Annotated in this window: 14 protein-coding genes; 5 read left to right on the forward strand and 9 right to left on the reverse strand. The window is 73.3% G+C overall.

Annotated elements, in window-relative coordinates; translation table 11 throughout:
* Positions 1-2 precede the first annotated feature (2 nt).
* Together ACGFML_RS23130 and ACGFML_RS23135 are read left to right on the forward strand one after the other, a co-directional pair.
* Entirely contained in the window at positions 3-620 is a 618-nt protein-coding gene (locus tag ACGFML_RS23130) for a hypothetical protein (RefSeq protein ID WP_393546529.1), read from the forward strand.
* Positions 617-1642 carry a serine/threonine-protein kinase gene (locus ACGFML_RS23135; RefSeq protein WP_393546531.1) on the forward strand — a complete coding sequence of 342 codons (1026 nt, stop codon included), beginning with the start codon at positions 617-619 and terminating at the stop codon, positions 1640-1642. Before ACGFML_RS23130 ends, ACGFML_RS23135 begins: the two co-directional genes overlap by 4 nt.
* A gap of 7 nt (positions 1643-1649) precedes the next feature.
* Here ACGFML_RS23135 and ACGFML_RS23140 read toward each other — a convergent pair whose 3' ends face one another.
* On the reverse strand, positions 1650-2933 hold the full coding sequence (locus ACGFML_RS23140; RefSeq protein WP_393546533.1) for a streptophobe family protein: 1284 nt from the start codon (positions 2931-2933) through the stop codon (positions 1650-1652).
* 223 nt (positions 2934-3156) lie between these two features.
* Here ACGFML_RS23140 and ACGFML_RS23145 point away from each other — a divergent pair, with 223 nt between their 5' ends.
* Both ACGFML_RS23145 and ACGFML_RS23150 read left to right on the forward strand, forming a co-directional pair.
* The gene (locus ACGFML_RS23145) at positions 3157-4407 is read left to right on the forward strand and encodes a DUF6777 domain-containing protein (protein WP_393546535.1); all 1251 of its coding nucleotides are present in this window, start codon (positions 3157-3159) and stop codon (positions 4405-4407) included.
* A 227-nt stretch (positions 4408-4634) separates the two neighbouring features.
* Entirely contained in the window at positions 4635-5813 is a 1179-nt protein-coding gene (locus ACGFML_RS23150) for an Ig-like domain-containing protein (RefSeq protein ID WP_393546537.1), read from the forward strand.
* Positions 5814-6065: 252 nt separating this feature from the next.
* Here ACGFML_RS23150 and ACGFML_RS23155 read toward each other — a convergent pair whose 3' ends face one another.
* From ACGFML_RS23155 to ACGFML_RS23185, 7 genes are all read right to left on the reverse strand, one after another.
* Positions 6066-8123 (reverse strand): phosphocholine-specific phospholipase C, encoded by a 2058-nt coding sequence (locus tag ACGFML_RS23155; protein ID WP_393546539.1) that lies wholly within the window; start codon positions 8121-8123, stop codon positions 6066-6068.
* A 339-nt stretch (positions 8124-8462) separates the two neighbouring features.
* On the reverse strand, positions 8463-10586 hold the full coding sequence (locus ACGFML_RS23160; RefSeq protein ID WP_393546541.1) for a xanthine dehydrogenase family protein molybdopterin-binding subunit: 2124 nt from the start codon (positions 10584-10586) through the stop codon (positions 8463-8465).
* A 47-nt stretch (positions 10587-10633) separates the two neighbouring features.
* Positions 10634-11620 (reverse strand): FAD binding domain-containing protein, encoded by a 987-nt coding sequence (locus tag ACGFML_RS23165; protein ID WP_393546543.1) that lies wholly within the window; start codon positions 11618-11620, stop codon positions 10634-10636.
* The gene (locus ACGFML_RS23170; protein WP_393547002.1) at positions 11617-12201 is read right to left on the reverse strand and encodes a (2Fe-2S)-binding protein; all 585 of its coding nucleotides are present in this window, start codon (positions 12199-12201) and stop codon (positions 11617-11619) included. Before ACGFML_RS23170 ends, ACGFML_RS23165 begins: the two co-directional genes overlap by 4 nt.
* Before the next feature lie 117 nt (positions 12202-12318).
* Positions 12319-12720 carry a hypothetical protein gene (locus tag ACGFML_RS23175; RefSeq protein WP_393546545.1) on the reverse strand — a complete coding sequence of 134 codons (402 nt, stop codon included), beginning with the start codon at positions 12718-12720 and terminating at the stop codon, positions 12319-12321.
* Positions 12721-12946: 226 nt separating this feature from the next.
* Positions 12947-13693 (reverse strand): class I SAM-dependent methyltransferase, encoded by a 747-nt coding sequence (locus ACGFML_RS23180; protein WP_393546547.1) that lies wholly within the window; start codon positions 13691-13693, stop codon positions 12947-12949.
* 319 nt (positions 13694-14012) lie between these two features.
* Entirely contained in the window at positions 14013-14669 is a 657-nt protein-coding gene (locus ACGFML_RS23185; RefSeq protein WP_393546549.1) for an isochorismatase family protein, read from the reverse strand.
* A gap of 361 nt (positions 14670-15030) precedes the next feature.
* Between ACGFML_RS23185 and ACGFML_RS23190 the strand changes: the two genes are divergently transcribed.
* Positions 15031-16236, forward strand: a complete 1206-nt coding sequence (locus tag ACGFML_RS23190; protein ID WP_393546551.1) for a serine hydrolase domain-containing protein — start codon at positions 15031-15033, stop codon at positions 16234-16236.
* A gap of 48 nt (positions 16237-16284) precedes the next feature.
* On the opposite strand, the gene ACGFML_RS23195 is transcribed toward ACGFML_RS23190, so the two are convergent.
* Positions 16285-16800, reverse strand: a complete 516-nt coding sequence (locus ACGFML_RS23195; protein ID WP_393546553.1) for a MarR family winged helix-turn-helix transcriptional regulator — start codon at positions 16798-16800, stop codon at positions 16285-16287.
* Between the last annotated feature and the right edge of the window lie 137 nt (positions 16801-16937).

Consider the following 16937-nt stretch of genomic DNA (forward strand, 5'->3'; position numbering starts at 1 on the left):
CTGTGACCGCGCCCGACTTCCTCCCCAGCCATGTGGTCCCGCCGGACGGGATGGCGACCTGGGCCGCGCCGGATCCCGGTCGGCCGACGGCGGCGCTCGACCCGCTGCTGCCCGTCCAGGTCGTCGACCGGCGCGGCGACTGGGCGCTGGCACTGTGCTCCAACGGCTGGTCGGCCTGGGTCGACGGCCGACTACTGCTGTCCGTTCCGCACGGCCCGCCCGCCGCCGGACAGTCGCCCGCCCGGACCGCCGACCCCCGGCCGCTGCTGGGCGCCCTGGAGGGCGAGCTCGGCCGCTACCGCCGGCTGGTCGAGGAGCTGCTGGACGGGCGACTGGACGGCGAGTCGTTCGGCCGCGAGGCCCGGGGGACGCGGTTGGGGGTGGTCGTGGACGGCGAGGCGGTCTGGCTGTACGACGCGCGGCACGAACGGTGGTGCTACTGCGACGGCAGGTCGCTGGAGACGTACGCGGTGACGGCCGGACCGGCGGCGCGGAGCGGGGAGCGGGACGCTCCGGACCCGCCCGGCGCCTCGGGCGAGGAACCCCGTCCGCCGCCGGCCGAGGACACGGCGGCGGACGGCCCGCCGCCCGCCCCCACCCGCCTGGGTGACGTCCGGTGAGCGCCGGGGAACCCGCGCCCGGGGAGCGCGCCGCCACCCCCGACTCCTCCGGGTTCCGCGGGCGCCGGATCGCCGACTACCTGCTCCGGGACGAGATCGGCCGCGGTGGCATGGCGGTCGTCTACCGGGCCGAGGACCTGCGGCTCGGCCGGACCGTCGCGATCAAACTGCTGGCACCCGAACTGGCCCGCAACGACACCTTCCGCCGGCGCTTCGTCCACGAGTCGCGGGTGGCCGCGGCGATCGACCACCCGCACATCGTGCCGGTCTTCGAGGCCGGGGAGGCCGAGGGCGTGCTCTACATCGCGATGCGGTACGTCAAGGGGCGGGATCTGCGGGCGCTGCTGGACCGTGCGGGTCCGCTGTCGCTGGAGGTCGCCTGCCGTATCGCCCTCCAGGTGGCGTCCGCGCTGGACGCCGCGCACGACCACGACCTGGTGCACCGCGACGTCAAGCCCGGCAACATCCTGGTGGCCGAGGGCACCGACACCGACCGCCCCGAGCACGCCTATCTGACGGACTTCGGGCTGACGAAGAAATCGCTGTCGCTGACCGGCTTCACCAGCGTGGGGCAGTTCGTCGGCACACTGGACTACGTCGCACCCGAGCAGATCTCGGGCCGTCCGGTGGACGGCCGGTGCGACGTCTACAGCCTGGCCTGTGTGCTGTTCGAAATGCTCACCGGGGCGCCGCCGTTCCGCCGCGACGACGACATGGCGCTGCTCTGGGCGCATCAGTACGACCCGCCGCCGGTCCTGACCGAGCAGCGCCCGGACCTGGCACCCGCCGTCGACGAGGTGTTCACCCGGTCGCTGGCCAAGTCTCCCGGGGAGCGCTACGACACCTGCCGGGGGTTCGTGGCGGCGCTGCGCGCGGCCGGCCGGGGCGCGCCCGCCGGGGGCGCGCCCCGGCCGGCCGCGGACCACGCGCCGACGCGGGTCGACGGCGCGACCCCGCCGTCGGGTCCCACCGCTCCCCCGCCGCCGCCCAGCTGGGCCACGCCGGTGTTTCCCGGCCGGTAGCCGCGCGTCAGGCCGCGCGCGGGGCTTCGTCCGCCTCCCCCGGGTGCCGTACGCGCCGCGCCAGGAGGCTGCCGAGGAATCCGGTGACCAGCCCCCAGACGGCGCCCGCCGCCACCAGGCGCGGCAGTTGCGGCTCCAGGACGACCTCGCCGCCCAGATCGCCGCCGAGGTCCCCGACGCCGACCAGGGAGAGCCCGTAGTGGGCGAAGATCCGGGTGATCAGCCCGACGACGAGCAGGGTGAGGGCCAGCGCCAGCGCCGTCTCCAGCGCATGCCGCCAGGCGGGCAGCCGGGCCGGGGAGCGGACCGCGCCGGTGAACGCGGCGCCGAGCAGCACCACGGCCGCCACCGCCACCAGCAGCCAGACCCGGCCGTCGTGCTCGGCGAGGGAGCCCAGGTCCACGGTGCGCCGCCCGTGCCGGGTGTGCAGGACGTCGTCGAGCAGCTGCGGCATCGGCAGCCCGATGGCTTTGTCGACGTGGCCGCTCCAGGCGCCGCCGGTACCGATGCCCAGCGCCATCCAGGCCAGGTTCGGCAGCCCCAGGAGGATCACGGCGGCGGTCTCGGCCGGATGCCCCTTGACGATCAGCACGACCACCCCGGCGATCAACCCGATCGCCACATAGGCGAGCAGCGCCGTCAGCATCGCGAACGCGGGCGGCCGGACCCAGTTCTGCAGATGGAGCAGCGGGGAGGTGAGCGGGGCGCGGCGCGAGACGAGGAAGGTGAGCGCGAGCACCGCCAGTACCCACAGCAGCCCGAAGCCGAGGGTGGCGGGGACATCGGCGCGGAAGCCGACGGTGGGTGTCGCACCGAGCTCCGTGCCGAGCTGGTCGGCGAGGTCGTTGCCCACGGCGATCCGGAAGCTGTGGCGTGCGACGAGGGCGGTGACCAGCAGGAGCACCAGCCAGCAGGCGGCCGTACGGGCGACCCGGGCCAGCAGTTCACGGCCGGTGGCCACGGCCCGGTGCCGTAGCGGACGCAGAAAGACGGTGGCGGTCACCAGCACGCCGGCCAGGGTCACCGACAGCGGTACGGCGTCGAGGGCGGCGTCCGCCTGCACGATCACCCCGGCATCGCCCGTCAGCCCCACCGAGCCACCCGCCGCGATGGCCACGGCGGCCGCCACGACGTGCAGGAACCCGCCGCCGGGCAGGTCTCCGGCGCCCGCCGCCCACAGGCCGAGTGCGGCCACGACGTACATGGCGACGATCCCCGCCGCGGCCGCGGCCAGGGCTTCCCCCCAGACACGGAGGGGACCACTTCTTGCGGGGCCTCGCAGCTGGCTCACGCTGTCTCCTGCCGAACGCCGGACGGAGTGGGGGGAGGTGATGCGGCAATTAGCGAAATTACGGGCGAATCACGACCTTCGCCACCGTAGGCACGGGCAGGCCACCCGGCTTGCGGACGGTGCCGCCCCTCGGCACACAATGGCAGCGACCTCGACAAACCAGGGCAAATATCCGGATCTGTTTGCTCCACCGGAGGACCCGCTCGCGTCGGAAGAGGTACCCGTGACATCCCAGCCGCCGCCCGACAGCAGCCCGACCGGACCGCCGTCGGGCCCGCTCTCCGGACCCTCGTCGGGCACCCCGTCCGGCCCCGCCACCGAGCCGACCCGCGCGGGCGCGCCGCCGACCGAGGTGGACCGGCCGCAGGGCCCCGGCGGCGGCGCGGGTGGCGGGTCCGGGGGCGGCGGGGGTGGCGGAGGTGGCGGCAAGGCCGGCGGCGGGGGCGACGGCCGGCCCTGGTGGCGGTCCGCCCCCAGGGTCGCGATCGTCGCGGCCGCCGTGGTGGCGGCCGTCGTGCTGACCGTGGTCCTGACCCGTCCGGGCGGCACCGGCGCGGGCGAGGTGTTCCTCCAGCCCGCCGCCGACAAGGGCCCCGATCCGTTCACCAGGTCCACGGCGAAGCAGTCCTCCCTGCCGCCGTCGCCGAGCTCCTCCCCCGGCACGCCCACCGGCGCCCCCTCGGGGAAGAGTTCGGCCGGCACCCCGACCTACCAGGGCTCCACCCCCGGCCTGTACGGCGGCAGCCGCAGCACCACCAGCTGCAATGTCGAACGGCAGATCACCTACCTGGAGAGCGACCGGGCCCGGGCGAAGGCGTTCGCCGCCACCGAGGGCGTCGACGTCGGCGCCGTCCCGTCCTTCCTGCGGTCGCTGACACCCGTCCAGCTGCGCCGGGACACCCGTGTGACCAACCACGGCTTCAAGGACGGCAAGGCCACCGCCTTCCAGTCGGTGCTCCAGACGGGCAGCGCCGTCCTGGTCGACTCGCGCGGGATGCCTCGGGTGCGCTGCGCCTGCGGCAACCCGCTGCGCCCTCCGGTGGCCGTCAGCAGCAACGCGAAGACCGTCGGCAAGGCGTGGCCCGGATACCGCGCCTCGAACACGGTGGCCGTGCAGCCCTCCTCCACCGACGTGCACGCATTCGTCCTCTACGACCCGGAAACGGGCCAGTACTTCCAGCGCCCCAAGGGCAGCGCCGGCTCCAGCGACTCCTGGACCCCGCCGCCCACCACCTCGCCCTCCGGTACCCCGCCCACCACGCCGCCCTCCTCCGGTCCCTCCTCTTCCTCCTCGGGGACGTCCGGGAGCTCCGGCCCGCAGAGCTCGGCCCCCACCTCGGCTCCGCCCGGCTCCTCCTCCGCCCCGCCGCAGCCCGAATCCCCCACCCAGGCCCCGACCACGCAGGCGCCCACCTCCGCGTCCCAGCCCGCGACGGCGTCCACCGGCGGGGAATCCGGGCAGGTCAGCCCCTAGGGGTGTCCGTAGAGTCCCGCCTGGGGGTTGTCGTCACACTCCCCAGAACCGGGCGTGGCACCGGACCCGGACCCCGACCCCTCGACCGTCCCGAGGCGGGGCGGTCCGGGGGCCGGGGGCGAACCGTGTCATAAATCTCCGATCCCCCGGACAACCTCCGAAGCAGACAAAGCATCTGAACTGACGGCGGGCTCCCCGCCGTCAGCGCTCTGCTTTGGAGGACCCTCGTGCACGCCGGACCACGCCGCCATCCCGCCCGGTTCATCCCCGTCCTGATGGCGTCGGCCACCCTGCTGACCGCGTGCGGCGCGGGCGCCGGCTCGTCGAAGGCGGACGAGCCCGCGGCCAAGGTCACCGTCACCCCCGCGACCGGCAGCAAGTCGGCCGCGCTCGGCTCGCCGATATCCGTCCGGGCCGACGGCGGCAAGCTCACCTCCGTCGAGGTCAAGGACGGTCAGGGCACCGCGGTCGACGGCCGGCTCGCCGCCGACGGGTCCTCGTGGAAGTCGGCCGGCAAGGTCCGGCCGAAGACGACCTACACCGTGAAGACCAAGGCGAAGGCGACGGGCGGCAAGGAATCCGCCGCCACCTCGGTCTTCACCACCGAGGCGGCCGACAAGGTCAACAAGCTCACCAACACCCCCGGCGGCGGGCAGACCGTCGGCACCGGAATGCCCGTCTCGATCCTCTTCGACCACCCGATAGCCACCGACCGGCGGGCCGAGATCGAGAAGGCGCTGAAGGTCACCACCCAGCCGCACGTCCAGGGCGCCTGGGGCTGGGTCAAGGACTACTCCGGCAAGGACCGGATCGACTGGCGCCCCAAGGACCACTGGCCCGCCGGCACCAAGGTCTCCGTCAAGGGCGCGCTGGGCGGGATCAACTCCGGTACGGCGGGCGGCTGGTTCGCGCGGGACTACAACTACGGGTTCTCCATAGGCGCCGACCACAAGGCCGTCATCGATGTGCCGTCGCACACCCTGACCATGTACGCGGACGGCAAGAACGTCGGCAGCGTCACCGGCTCGGCGGGCTCCCCGCAGGACCCGACCCGGGGCGGTGTGCACACCGTCCGCAGCAAGAACGCGGCCGAGACGATGGACTCCTCCACCATCGGACACGGTGACGAATGGATGCTGGACTCCAAGTGGGTCACCCACCTCACCGCGTCCGGCACCTTCCTGCACTCCGCGCCCTGGAACAAGCAGCTGGGCGTGGCCAACACCAGTCACGGCTGTTTCGGGATGAGCACCGGCGACGCCAAGAAGGTCTTCGACTTCCTCACCATCGGCTCCACGGTCGAGGTCAAGGGCACCAGCAACCCCAACCGGACCGACGTCGGCAACGGCCTCGAGGTCTGGCAGGAGAGCTGGCCGCAGTGGCAGCAGCGCAGCGCGCTGAAGTAGCCGTCGTCCGCAGCCCTCATCGGGCGGCCGGGCGCCGTTCCTCGGCGCGGCTCTCCTCCGGCCGGCCGGCCGGCACCCGCCCGCCCGCCCACTGGACCGCGGCCCCCGCCGCCCGGCCATCGGAAGAGCGACGTTCGTCCTACCGACGAGCCGCCCGGCGCCGGCTCCTGACGGGGCGCCGGGGGCCGGTAGCGGGGTACCGGCCCCCGGCGCACGGCCGGTGGGCGGTCAGGCGGTCAGGCGGTCAGGCGGTCAGGCGGTCAGGATCGCCGGGTCGCTCACGCCGGGCCGGCCGTTCTCCACGTGTCCGGCGAACCGCCGCAGGAAGCCGGTGTCGCCGTCCGAGGCCACCGAAACGTCGTACCACCGCTTGCTGGCCCGCAGGTCCACCGTGTGCTGCACGGTGGCACCGGCACGCACCGGGAAGGTCTCGGCAGCGCCGCCGTAGGCGTTGGTGACCGTCAGGTGGCGGTCGGTGCCGCCCGGGTTCGTCATGGTGAGGGTGAGGTTGCCGGAGGTCGCGTCGTGGCGGGCGGTGACCTCGGGGCCGGCGGTCTTGCCGGGGCCCTTGAAGACGCGCAGGAAGCCGTTCGGGCCGTGCACCGTCAGGTCGTAGGAGCCCTTCGAGTACTGCGTGTTCCAGGTGTCGGAGATCTTCTTGCCGGCCTCCGTGGTGTAGGTCCACGGACCGTCCGTGCGGTTCCCGGAGGTCACGGTGAAGCAGGCACCGGCCGTGTCGCCGCCGCTGAAGGTCAGCGTGTACTTCCCGGTGTCGGGCGTGGCCGCGCCGTCCGTCAGCGGCGTGTACGGCAGCGGGCGGGTCGGTCGGGAACCCGCCTCCTGCTTGGGCAGCACGGGGTTGGCCGGCGGCTTGGGCACATAGCTGTCGTGCCGGTTCTTGTCCGGCGGCTCGTAGGCGTCGGTGTCCGGCAGTGCGGCGGGCTTGGTGTTCTCCAGGCCGAAGTCGAAGGCGGAGGTCAGGTCGCCGCAGATGGCGCGCCGCCAGGGCGAGATGTTGGGCTCGTGGACGCCGAAGCGGCGTTCCATGAAGCGGATGATCGAGGTGTGGTCGAGGACCTCGGAGCAGACGTAACCGCCGGTGCTCCAGGGGGAGACGACGAGCATCGGGACGCGCTGGCCGAGGCCGTAGGGGCCGGCCCCGTAGGTCACGTTGCCCGAGAAGTGGTCGAGCGACGCGTCCACGGTGGACAGTCCCTGGTCGGCGTCGGCCGGCGGGAACGGCGGCAGGACGTGGTCGAAGTAGCCGTCGTTCTCGTCGTAGGTGATGAACAGGGCGGTCTTGGCCCACACCTCGGGGTTGGAGGTGAGCGCGTCCAGCACCTGCGAGACGTACCAGGCGCCGTAGTTGGCGGGCCAGTTCGGGTGCTCGGAGAAGGCTTCGGGGGCGGCGATCCAGGAGACCTGGGGAAGCTTGTCGGCCTTCACGTCGGCCTTGAGGACGTCGAAGTAGCCGTCGCCCTGCTTGGCGTTGGTTCCGGTGCGGGCCTTGTCGAACAGCGGGTCGCCGGGCTTGGCGTTGCGATACTGGTTGAAGAACAGCAGGGAGTTGTCGCCGTAGTTGCCGCGGTAGGCGTCGTCGATCCAGCCCCACTTGCCGGCCGCGTCCAGACCGTCACCGATGTCCTGGTAGAGCTTCCAGGAGATCCCGGCCTTCTCCAGCCGCTCCGGGTACGTCGTCCAGCCGTACCCGGCCTCCTCGTTGCCGAGGACGGGGCCGCCGCCCGAGCCGTCGTTGCCGACGTGGCCGGAGAACATGTAGTAGCGGTTGGGGTCGGTCGCCCCGATGATCGAGCAGTGGTACGAGTCGCAGACGGTGAAGGTGTCGGCGAGCGCGTAGTGGAACGGAATGTCCTTGCGCGTCAGGTAGGCCATCGTGCCGGTGCCCTTGGCGGGGATCCAGCTGTCGTACTTGCCGTCGTTCCAGGCCTTGTGACCGCCGCCCCAGTCGTGGTTGAGGCCCTCGATGAACTGCATGCCCAGGTTCTCGGCGTCCGGGCGGTAGGGCAGTACATCCTTGCCGCCGTCCGGCTGGTGCCAGACCGACTTGCCGCTGTTCAGGGTGAGCGGACGCGGGTCGCCGAAGCCGCGGACGCCCTTCAGGGAGCCGAAGTAGTGGTCGAAGGAACGGTTCTCCTGCATCAGGACGACGACATGCTCGACGTCCTTGATGGAGCCGGAGCTCCGCTTGGCGGGGATGGCCGCGGCGCGGGCGATGCTGCTCGACAGGGCGGAGGCACCGGCGGTGGCACCCGCTATCTGGAGGAAACGGCGCCGATTCAGTTCAGGCATGTGTCAGGGACCTCTTGAGGTGTGGGGGCTTGCTGATACGTGGACGGTCGTGCGGGGCGATGCGGGTCGATCGAAAAGCAGGGTCAGCAGAGTGTTCCAAGAGCAGCGAGTTCCAGGGAAGGGGGGGTGTCGTCCGTATGACGCGGCGCGGTACGCGCGACGAACAGCCCGACAGGCGGAAGAAGCCGGGCAGAACGGGTCAACCGGCCGGGCGGGGTGCGACGGCGGACCGGGGTGAGGACGGCGCAGGGCGTGCGATCCGGGGCGCGGACGGGCGGCGGAGCCGGGCCGCCGCGGGACGTCGGGCCGGGGAGGCCGCGGGTGCCGGGTGCGCCCCGGTCAGCCCGCCCGCCGCCGGGCCAGGACCTTGTCCGGGGTGAGCGGGAGGTCGCGCAGCCGGATTCCCGTGGCGTGCCACACGGCGTTGGCGACGGCCGCCGCGGTGCCGACGATGCCGATCTCGCCGATGCCCTTGCTGCCCATGGGGTTGAGGTGCGGGTCGTCCTCGTCGAGCCAGTGCGCCTCGATGGCGGGGACGTCGGCGGACGCCGGCACGTGGTAGGAGGCCAGGTCGCTCTCGGTGAAGTCGCCGAAGACGGGATCCAGGCTGCTGCCCTCCGTCAGGGCCATGCCGATGCCCATCGTCATGCCGCCGATGAACTGGGAGCGCGCCGTACGGGAGTTGAGGATCCGGCCGGCCGCGAACACGCCCAGCAGCCGCCGTACCCGTACCTCGCCGGTGAGGGTGTCGACCTGCACCTCGGCGAACTGGGCACCGAAGGAGTGCCGGGAGTAGGGGCTCGGCGCGGTCGCCGCCTGCCCGGTGTCGGCGGTCGCCGTGATCCCCGTGGCGGGGAGCGGCCCCTGGTGTTCGCGCAGCCGAACCAGCAGTGCGGCGGCGGCCTCGTGGACGGCCCAGCCCCAGGAGCCGGTGCCGGCCGAGCCGCCTGCCAAGAAGGCGGGCGGCAGGTCGCTGCTGCCGATCTCGATCCGTACCCGGTCCTCGGGTGCGCCGAGCGCGGCGGCGGCGACCTGGGCGAGGACGGTGCGGGCGCCGGTGCCGATGTCGGTGGCGTTGATCCGGACGCGGTAGCTGCCGTCGGCGGCGGCGTGCGCCTCGGCGGTACTGGGCATCAGGAGGACGGGGTAGGTGGAGGCGGCAACACCCGTACCGAGCAGCAGGTTTCCCTCGCGGCGCCGGGCCGGCCGGGGATCGCGGGGCAGCCAGCCGAAGTGCTCGGCGCCCGCGCGCAGACACTCGACGAGGTGCCGGCTGCTGAAGGCCCGGCCGCTGTCCGGTTCGGTCTCCGGCTCGTTGCGGATGCGCAGGTCGACGGGGTCGGCGTCGAGGGCGACGGCGAGTTCGTCGAGGGCGGACTCCAGGGCGTACATGCCCGGGGCCTCACCGGGTGCGCGCATCCAGGAGGGAGCGGGCACGTCGAGCGGGGTGACGCGGTGGGTGGTGCGGCTGTTGGGCGAGCGGTACATGACGCGGGCCGGTACGGCGGCCTGCTCGACGAACTCGGAGAGGGTGGAGGTGTGGCTGTCGCTCTCGTGCGCGAGGGCGGTCAGCACGCCGTCGGCGCCCGCGCCCAGCCGGACGCGTTGGACGGTCGGCGCGCGGTGACCCACGACGGCGGGCATCTGGCGGCGGGGCAGGGCGAGTTTGACGGGGCGCCCGGTGTGCCGGGCAGCCATCACGGCGAGCACCACCTGGGGGCGGGGGGTCCCCTTGGAACCGAAGCCGCCGCCGACGTGCTCGGAGGTGACGGTGACGTCGCCCTTGTCGAGCGCGAACAGCGCGGCGAGGTCGTCGCGCACCCGAGTGGAGCCCTGGCTGGAGTCGTGGACGGTGAGGTGGCCGTCGTGCCAGCGGGCGGTGGCGGCGTGCGGTTCCATGGGGTGGTTGTGCAGCGGCGGCACCGTGTAGGTCGCGTCGACGGTGACCGGGGCGGCGGCGTACGCCTCCTCGAAGTCACCGCGTGCGCGGTGCCCCGGATAGCCGCCGTTGGCCACCTCGGGCACGTACAGGCCCGGGTGATCGGCGCTCAGCCGTACGTCGTGGCCGTCGGCGTCGTACGAGACGCGAACCGCCTCGGCCGCCGCACGGGCCTCCTCGAGGCTGTCGGCGACGGCCAGTGCGACATACCAGCCGCGGTGCGGGACCCGGTCGTCCTGGCGCACGGCCAGGGTGGGGTCCTCGGGGGCGGCGAGGCGGGGCGCGTTCTCGTGTGTCAGGACCGCGCGGACCCCGGGCAGGGCCAGCGCCGCCGCGGTGTCGACGGCGGTGATCCGCCCGCGGGCGACCGTCGCGGGGACCGGCCAGGCGTAGGCGCAGCCCGGCGGGGTGTGTTCGAAGGCGTAGCGGGCGGCGCCGGTGACCTTCTCCCGTCCTTCCCGGCGGACGAGCGGTGCGCCGAGGGGCTCCGGGAGCGGGCCGAGGAGGAACGGGTCGGAAGCCATGGCGCGGTCCTTGCGGTGGGGGCTTTCGGGACGGGGCGACGGGGTGGTCAAGCGCGGGCCGCGAGATCGGCGAGGACCCCGACCGTCAGATTCCGCGCCAGGGTGACCTTGAAGCCGTTCTCACGCAGCGGGCTGGCGGCGGCGAGTTCCGCTTCGGCGGCGCGCGCGAAGGTGTCCTCGGTGGCCGACGCACCCTGCAGCACGGCCTCGGCGGCGCGGGCCCGCCACGGCCGGTGCGCGAGCCCGCCGTACGCCAGCGCCGCATACCGCACGGCGCCGTCCTGGAGGACGAGCACCGCCCCCACGGAGACCAGGGCGAAGGCGAACGACGCCCGGTCGCGTGCCTTGCGGTAGCGCGAGCGCGCGCCGGGACGGGCCGGCGGAAGCCCGACGGCGGTGATCAGTTCGCCCTGTCGGATGACGGTGTCCCGCTCCGGCCGGTCACCGGGCAGCCGGTGGAAGTCGGTCACCGGCACGCTGCGTTCGCCGTCGGGGCCGTACAGGTGAACGGTCGCGTCCAGGGCGGCGAGGGCGACCGCCATGTCCGACGGCTGGGTGGCGACGCAGTGCTCGGAGTGCCCCAGGACGGCGAGGTCGCGGTGCGCGCCCTCGCGGGCCGGGCAACCGGTGCCCGGTGCCCGCTTGTTGCAGGGCTTGGACACGTCCTGGAAGTAGGGGCAGCGGGTGCGCTGCAGGAGGTTCCCGCCGGTGGTCGCGGTGTTCCGCAACTGCCCCGAGGCGCCGGCCAGCAGCGCCTGGGAGAGTACGGGATACCGCTCGCGCACCGCGGCGGCCGCGGCCAGATCGCTGTTGCGGACCATCGCACCGATCCGCAGCCCGCCGTCCGGCGCTTCCTCGATCCGGTCGAGCGGCAGCCGGCTGACGTCGACGAGCAGCCGCGGCGTCTCCACGCCGAGCTTCATCAGATCGACGAGGTTGGTGCCCCCGCCGAGGAACCGCGCCCCGGGCTGTTCCCGCACCGCCTGCAGCGCCTCGTCCACGCTGCCGGCGCGCACATATCCGAACGGCTTCACGACCTCACCCGCGCCTCTCCGACATCGGCGATCGCCTCGACGATGCGGGGATAGGCACCGCACCGGCACAGGTTCCCGCTCATCCGCTCGCGGATCTCGTCGGCGGTGAGCTCCACCGGCGCCCCCGGTTCCGCGTCGTACGGCGTGACGTGCGAGGGGAACCCGTCCGCCGCCTCCGCGAGCGCGCCGACCGCCGAGCAGATCTGCCCGGGGGTGCAGTAGCCGCACTGCAGGGCGTCCCGCTCCAGGAACGCCTCCTGGAGCGGGTGCAGCCGCTCGCCGTCGGCGAGGCCCTCGATGGTGGTGAGGTGCCGTCCGTCCTGTGCCACGGCCAGCAGCAGGCAGCTGTTGGCGCGCCGCCCGTCGACCAGCACCGTGCACGCGCCGCACTGACCGTGGTCGCAGCCTTTCTTGGCGCCGGTGAGATCGAAGCGCTCGCGCAGGACGTCCAGGAGCGTGGTCCGGTGGTCCACGGTCACGGTGTAGGTCGTCCCGTTGACCCGCAGATACACCGCGGACCGGTGGGATCGGGCCCCGGTCGCCGACCGGGGCGGCCCGGCCTCGTCGGCGGGCTGGTTGATGGACTCCACTCGTTCGGTCCTTCCGGCCGTCCAGCGATTCGACACGGCGTGTTTCCGTCCCGCCCGGCTTCTCCCGGTCCGGCTTCCGATGCGGCTCCGCCCCGGCTTCCCGGCCGCTCAGCGGGTCTCCAGCCGCAGCTGGACCTCCTGCTCCTGGTCGCCGGCTGCCGTGCCGACGATCCGTACCGCGAACGCGTGCGTCAGGCTCTCGCGCAGCCGGGCCACCGCCCAGTAGCCGCCCTGCACCTCGACCGTCACCGGCTCGGTCAGCGGCCGTGGTGCGGCCTCGGCCCGCAGTTCGCTGACGTCGACGGTCGCGGTCCACACGGTCGTGGTCGCACCGGCCACCTCGGTCGGCACGTCGTCCGCGGCACGGTCGGAGGCGAAGGAATCCCGCAGCGCGCTGAAGACCGCATGCGCGTCCTGCGTCGCGCAGCCGACCACCTCCACCACGACCTCGTCCGAGTGCTCGGGGCTTTTCGCCTGTTCCGCCTGTGACGCCTCTTCCGCGCTGTTCACTGTCGGGGCCTTCCTCTGGGAGCCGGACGCTTCCAGGCTCGCCCCATGGCCCGCTGTGTGCGACCGGAGACTCGAACGAGTGGTGTGAACGGGCGCAACTGTTCAGCACAGCCCCAGAAAGTTACTCTCTGTAATCGGGGTGCGCGTGGCGGTCGGGTGGGGTGATCGGTTGGGGTGATCGGTTGGGGGAGTCGTGAGAGGACGGTGGGCGAACCTCCCGCGGGGGCTACCGCCCGGGGTCGCGGCGGAAGAGGGCTGTCGTGAGGAAGGGTTCGCCGAAGCAGGGGGACTCGGGTGGCTCGCCGCGCATGGGGCGCAGTTCGACCTCTGTCAGGTCGGAGAAGATCCAGCGCAGGGAGTCCGGCGGATAGGCGAGTCCGCCGTGGAGTCGGGACTGGCGGTAGAAGTCGGCGTCGGGGAGTTCGGAGCCCATCGCGCCGGCCGTGAAGCAGGTGAGGGCGAAGTGGCCGCCGGGGGCGAGGGCCCGCTCGAGGAGGCCGAGGTAGCTGACGCGGCGGTGCGGTGGCAGGTGATGGAAGCAGCCGGAGTCGTAGATCAGGTCGTACGGGCCGCCGAGTTCGGTGTCCGCGAGGGCGAAGGCGTCGCCCCGGTGGAAGCGGATTCCGGCCGCCGCCCCTCCCGCCTCCCGGGCGCGGTCCTCGGCCCAGGCGATGGCCGCCGGGGAGAGGTCGACGGCGTCCACCGCGAAGCCCAGCGAGGCGAGGTGCAGGGCGTTGCGGCCGGGGCCGCAGCCCAGGTCGAGGGCACGGCCGGGGGCGATCAGACCCCGGTCGAGGTACGAAACGAGGTTCTCGTCCGGTTTCGCCACGAAGAACGGCACCGACCTGGAGCGGTCCGCGTAGAAGCCGTCCCACCAGGTGGCGGCGTCGGGCGTCCAACGGTCGGCGTCCGGCGTGAACAGGCCGTCCAGCAGCCTGAGTACGTCGTCCATCGTGCGGATGTTGCGGTCCATCCTGCCCTCCCCTGGTCCGATCCGGCGGGTCCGATGCGGCGATGGTAGGTCCGCGTGAGCCCACGGTCCGGGGCGGGACGTGGCGGCCGGGGGCGGTGGTCGGCCGTGTGAGCGCCCCGGCCGAGGGGCCTGAGGGCCTGCGTCCGGAGCCGGCGGCAGATCGCCACCGCTCCCCCACCGTTGGCCCCTGTGGGCCCAGTTCCGGCCGGGCGGGCCCGGGTTTCCGGGCCCGCCCCACTGCGACCGCCCCGCGGCGACCGCCCCGCTGCGGCCGGATCGTGCCGTGCCCGCCCTCCGCGCATGGAGGAGACCACCCGTTTCAGGGGGCCGCCCCGGGCGCGGTCTCGGCGGCGGGCGGGCGGATCCGTCCCGGCGGGCGCGGCGCACCGGTGAACGGCACGTCCGCGGCGCGGGCGACGATCTCGACCTCGTCCCCCAGGGCCCATTCGGCGGCGCGGGAGGACATCGCGGCCGGGACCATGCCACTGATGCCGTGGGCCGCGGGGATGTCGTAGGTGGCGTGCGCGTCGTGCGGCAGGACGACGCGGAACCCGTTCGCCAGGGCCGTACGGGCGGTCGCGCTGACGCACATCTCGGACAGCACGCCGCAGACGGCCAGCGCCCGGACACCGGCATCGGCGAGCAGGGCACCCAAGCGGGTGTCCGCGAAGCCGTCGTCGTCGGTCTTGCGGACCACGGTCTCCAACGGGCCGGGGGCGACGGGCAGATGGAGTTCCCAGCCGGGGGTGTGCGGTTCGTCGACGGCTCCGGGCGGGCCGTCGTTCTGCAGCTGGACGACGAGAGCCCCGGCGGCGCGGGCACGGGCGATCAGGTCGCGGGCCCGGTCGAGGACCCGGGCCGACTCGGGCACCGCCTCCCGCCCGGTGACGAAGGCCGCCTGCGCGTCGACGACGATCAGGGCCTCGACCGGGTGCGGACGCGGGGCCGGCCGGGGGCGGGTCGAGTGCTCGGTCATGGTCTCCCTCTCTCGGTCGTGGTCTCCATTTTGCGGTGGCCGCTTCGGCGGATACGCGGGATTTCGGGTCCGGGGTACGGGGGCCACGAAGGCGTGCCGGGCTGTCCGGGCCGCGCCGCGAGCGCCGGATACACGCTCCACTGAGCCGTACGGGGCCCCCGTAGTTGCCACGGGCATCGACCCGGACGGATCATCCCGTACGGGACGTCCACGCCGGAGCGGTCACAGCGGTCACGCGGTCGCAGCGGTCACGCGAGAGCAATGTGCACCGGAACCACCGGGGCGAACCGACCGCAGCCGGCCCGGCCGAACCGGCCGTACCGGAACCATCCGCGCGAGAGCCACCTGAGGGAGAAGCAGCATGGTCGACGTGGGGGAAGTCGTGGCGAGCGGGCACTGTGCGGTGGGGTTCGAGGGGGTGCGGGAGGTCTTCGAGCGGAACTTCCGGGCGCCCGGGGAGGTCGGCGCGGCGGTGGCGGTGACCGTGGACGGGGTGCCGGTGGTCGATCTGTGGGGCGGGCACGCGGACGCGGCGCGGACCCGGTCCTGGGAGCGCGACACTCTGGTGAACGTCTACTCGACGTCCAAGGGGATGACCGCGTTGTGCGCCCATCTCCTCGTGGACCGGGGCCAGTTGGAGCTGGACGCGCCGGTGGCCCGCTACTGGCCGGAGTTCGCGCAGGCCGGCAAGCAGGACATACCGGTGCGGTGGTTGCTGAGCCACCGGGCGGGGGTGATCGCACCCCGGGAGCCGTTGGCGGCGCGGTACGCCTACGACTGGGACCGGGTGTGTGCGGCGCTGGCCGCCGCGCCGCCGTGGTGGGAGCCGGGCACCGCACAGGGGTACCACGCGGTGACGTTCGGCTACCTGGTGGGTGAGGTCGTGCGGCGGATCAGCGGGCAGTCGCTCGGGGCGTTCCTGCGCAGCGAGATCGCGGAACCGCTGGGCGCGCGGGTGTTCATCGGTACGCCGGCGGAGGAGCACGCGCGGTGTGCGGAGATGGTGGGGCAGTTGGACGAGGCGCGGATCGCCGCGCGGTTCCCGGGCCTTCCGCGGCCGCCGTTCCGGGCGCTGACCGACCATCCGCTGGCGGCGGTGATGCTGGCGTTGACGTACATCCCCACCGGTGATGTCAACAGTGCCGCCTATCGCTCGGCGGAGATCCCGGCGGGCAATGCGCACGCCTCGGCGCACGGCCTGGCCACCGTCTACGGGGCGCTGGCGGGCGGGGGGCTGGTGGGGTCCGGCACGCTGGAGGCGATGCGGACGGCGCAGAGTCTGCCGCACGAGCCGGATCTGGCGATCGACGCGCTGGCGCCGCCGGGGACGGAGCGGCAGTGGGGGCTGGGTTTCATGCTCAACCACCAGGGCCAGGCCGGTCCCAACCGGCGCGCGTTCGGGCATGGCGGTGCGGGTGGGTCGTACGCCTTCGCCGATCCGGAGAATCGGTTGTCCTATGCGTATGTGATGAACAGGTACGGCAGTGGTGCCACCGGTGATGCCGATCCGCGCAACATGGGGCTGATCTCGGCGGTGTACGAGGCGGTGGGGCGGGCCCGGAGTTGACGCGGTGCGGGCCCGAGCCCGGGGCGGGGCGGCCGTCCGATCGGGGTGCTACGGCGCGGCCGATTCGGGCGGCGGTGCCGGTCGCGGTGCGATGCGGGGTTCGCCGGCCGCGTCGGTGAGGGCACGCAGTGAGGTGATCAGTCCGGTGCGCTGTGCGGCGGGGAGCCGGGTGACGATGTCGGCGATCCTTGCGTGGCGGTGGGAGACGACCCGCTCGACGAGGGCCCGACCCTTGGGCGTCAGGTTCAGTACGATCTCGCGGCGGTTGCCGGGTTTGGCCTGCCGGTGGACGCTGCCGGCCGCCTCCAGGCGGTCGACCATCCGCATCGCGGTGGACGGGTTGACGCCCAGGGCGGTGGCGAGCGAGGCGAGCTTGACCGGGCCCTGGCTGTCCAGCACGACGAGGGTGCGCAGCTGGGGGAGGGTGAGCGTGGGCTCGGTCTCGGCGAGGGCGTGGGCGGATATCGCGACAAGCAGCCGGGATGCGGTCAGCACCGCGGCGATCACCTCCTCGACGTCGCTGTCGAGGTGGTGATCATGTTCGGGATTGGCGTCGGGCCCCATTCCGCCTTTATATCGGGTGGCGGCGTTTCCCCTGGTGGCAGCCTCGTGCGCGGGAGCAGGCGAAGCTGGTTCCCGCTCGGTGCCCGAATGCCGTTACCCGGAGCAATAATGGATGAATGCGGCATGGTTCCGTGTTC

It is taken from the genome of Streptomyces sp. NPDC048650, assembly GCF_043199095.1.
Taxonomy (GTDB): domain Bacteria; phylum Actinomycetota; class Actinomycetes; order Streptomycetales; family Streptomycetaceae; genus Streptomyces.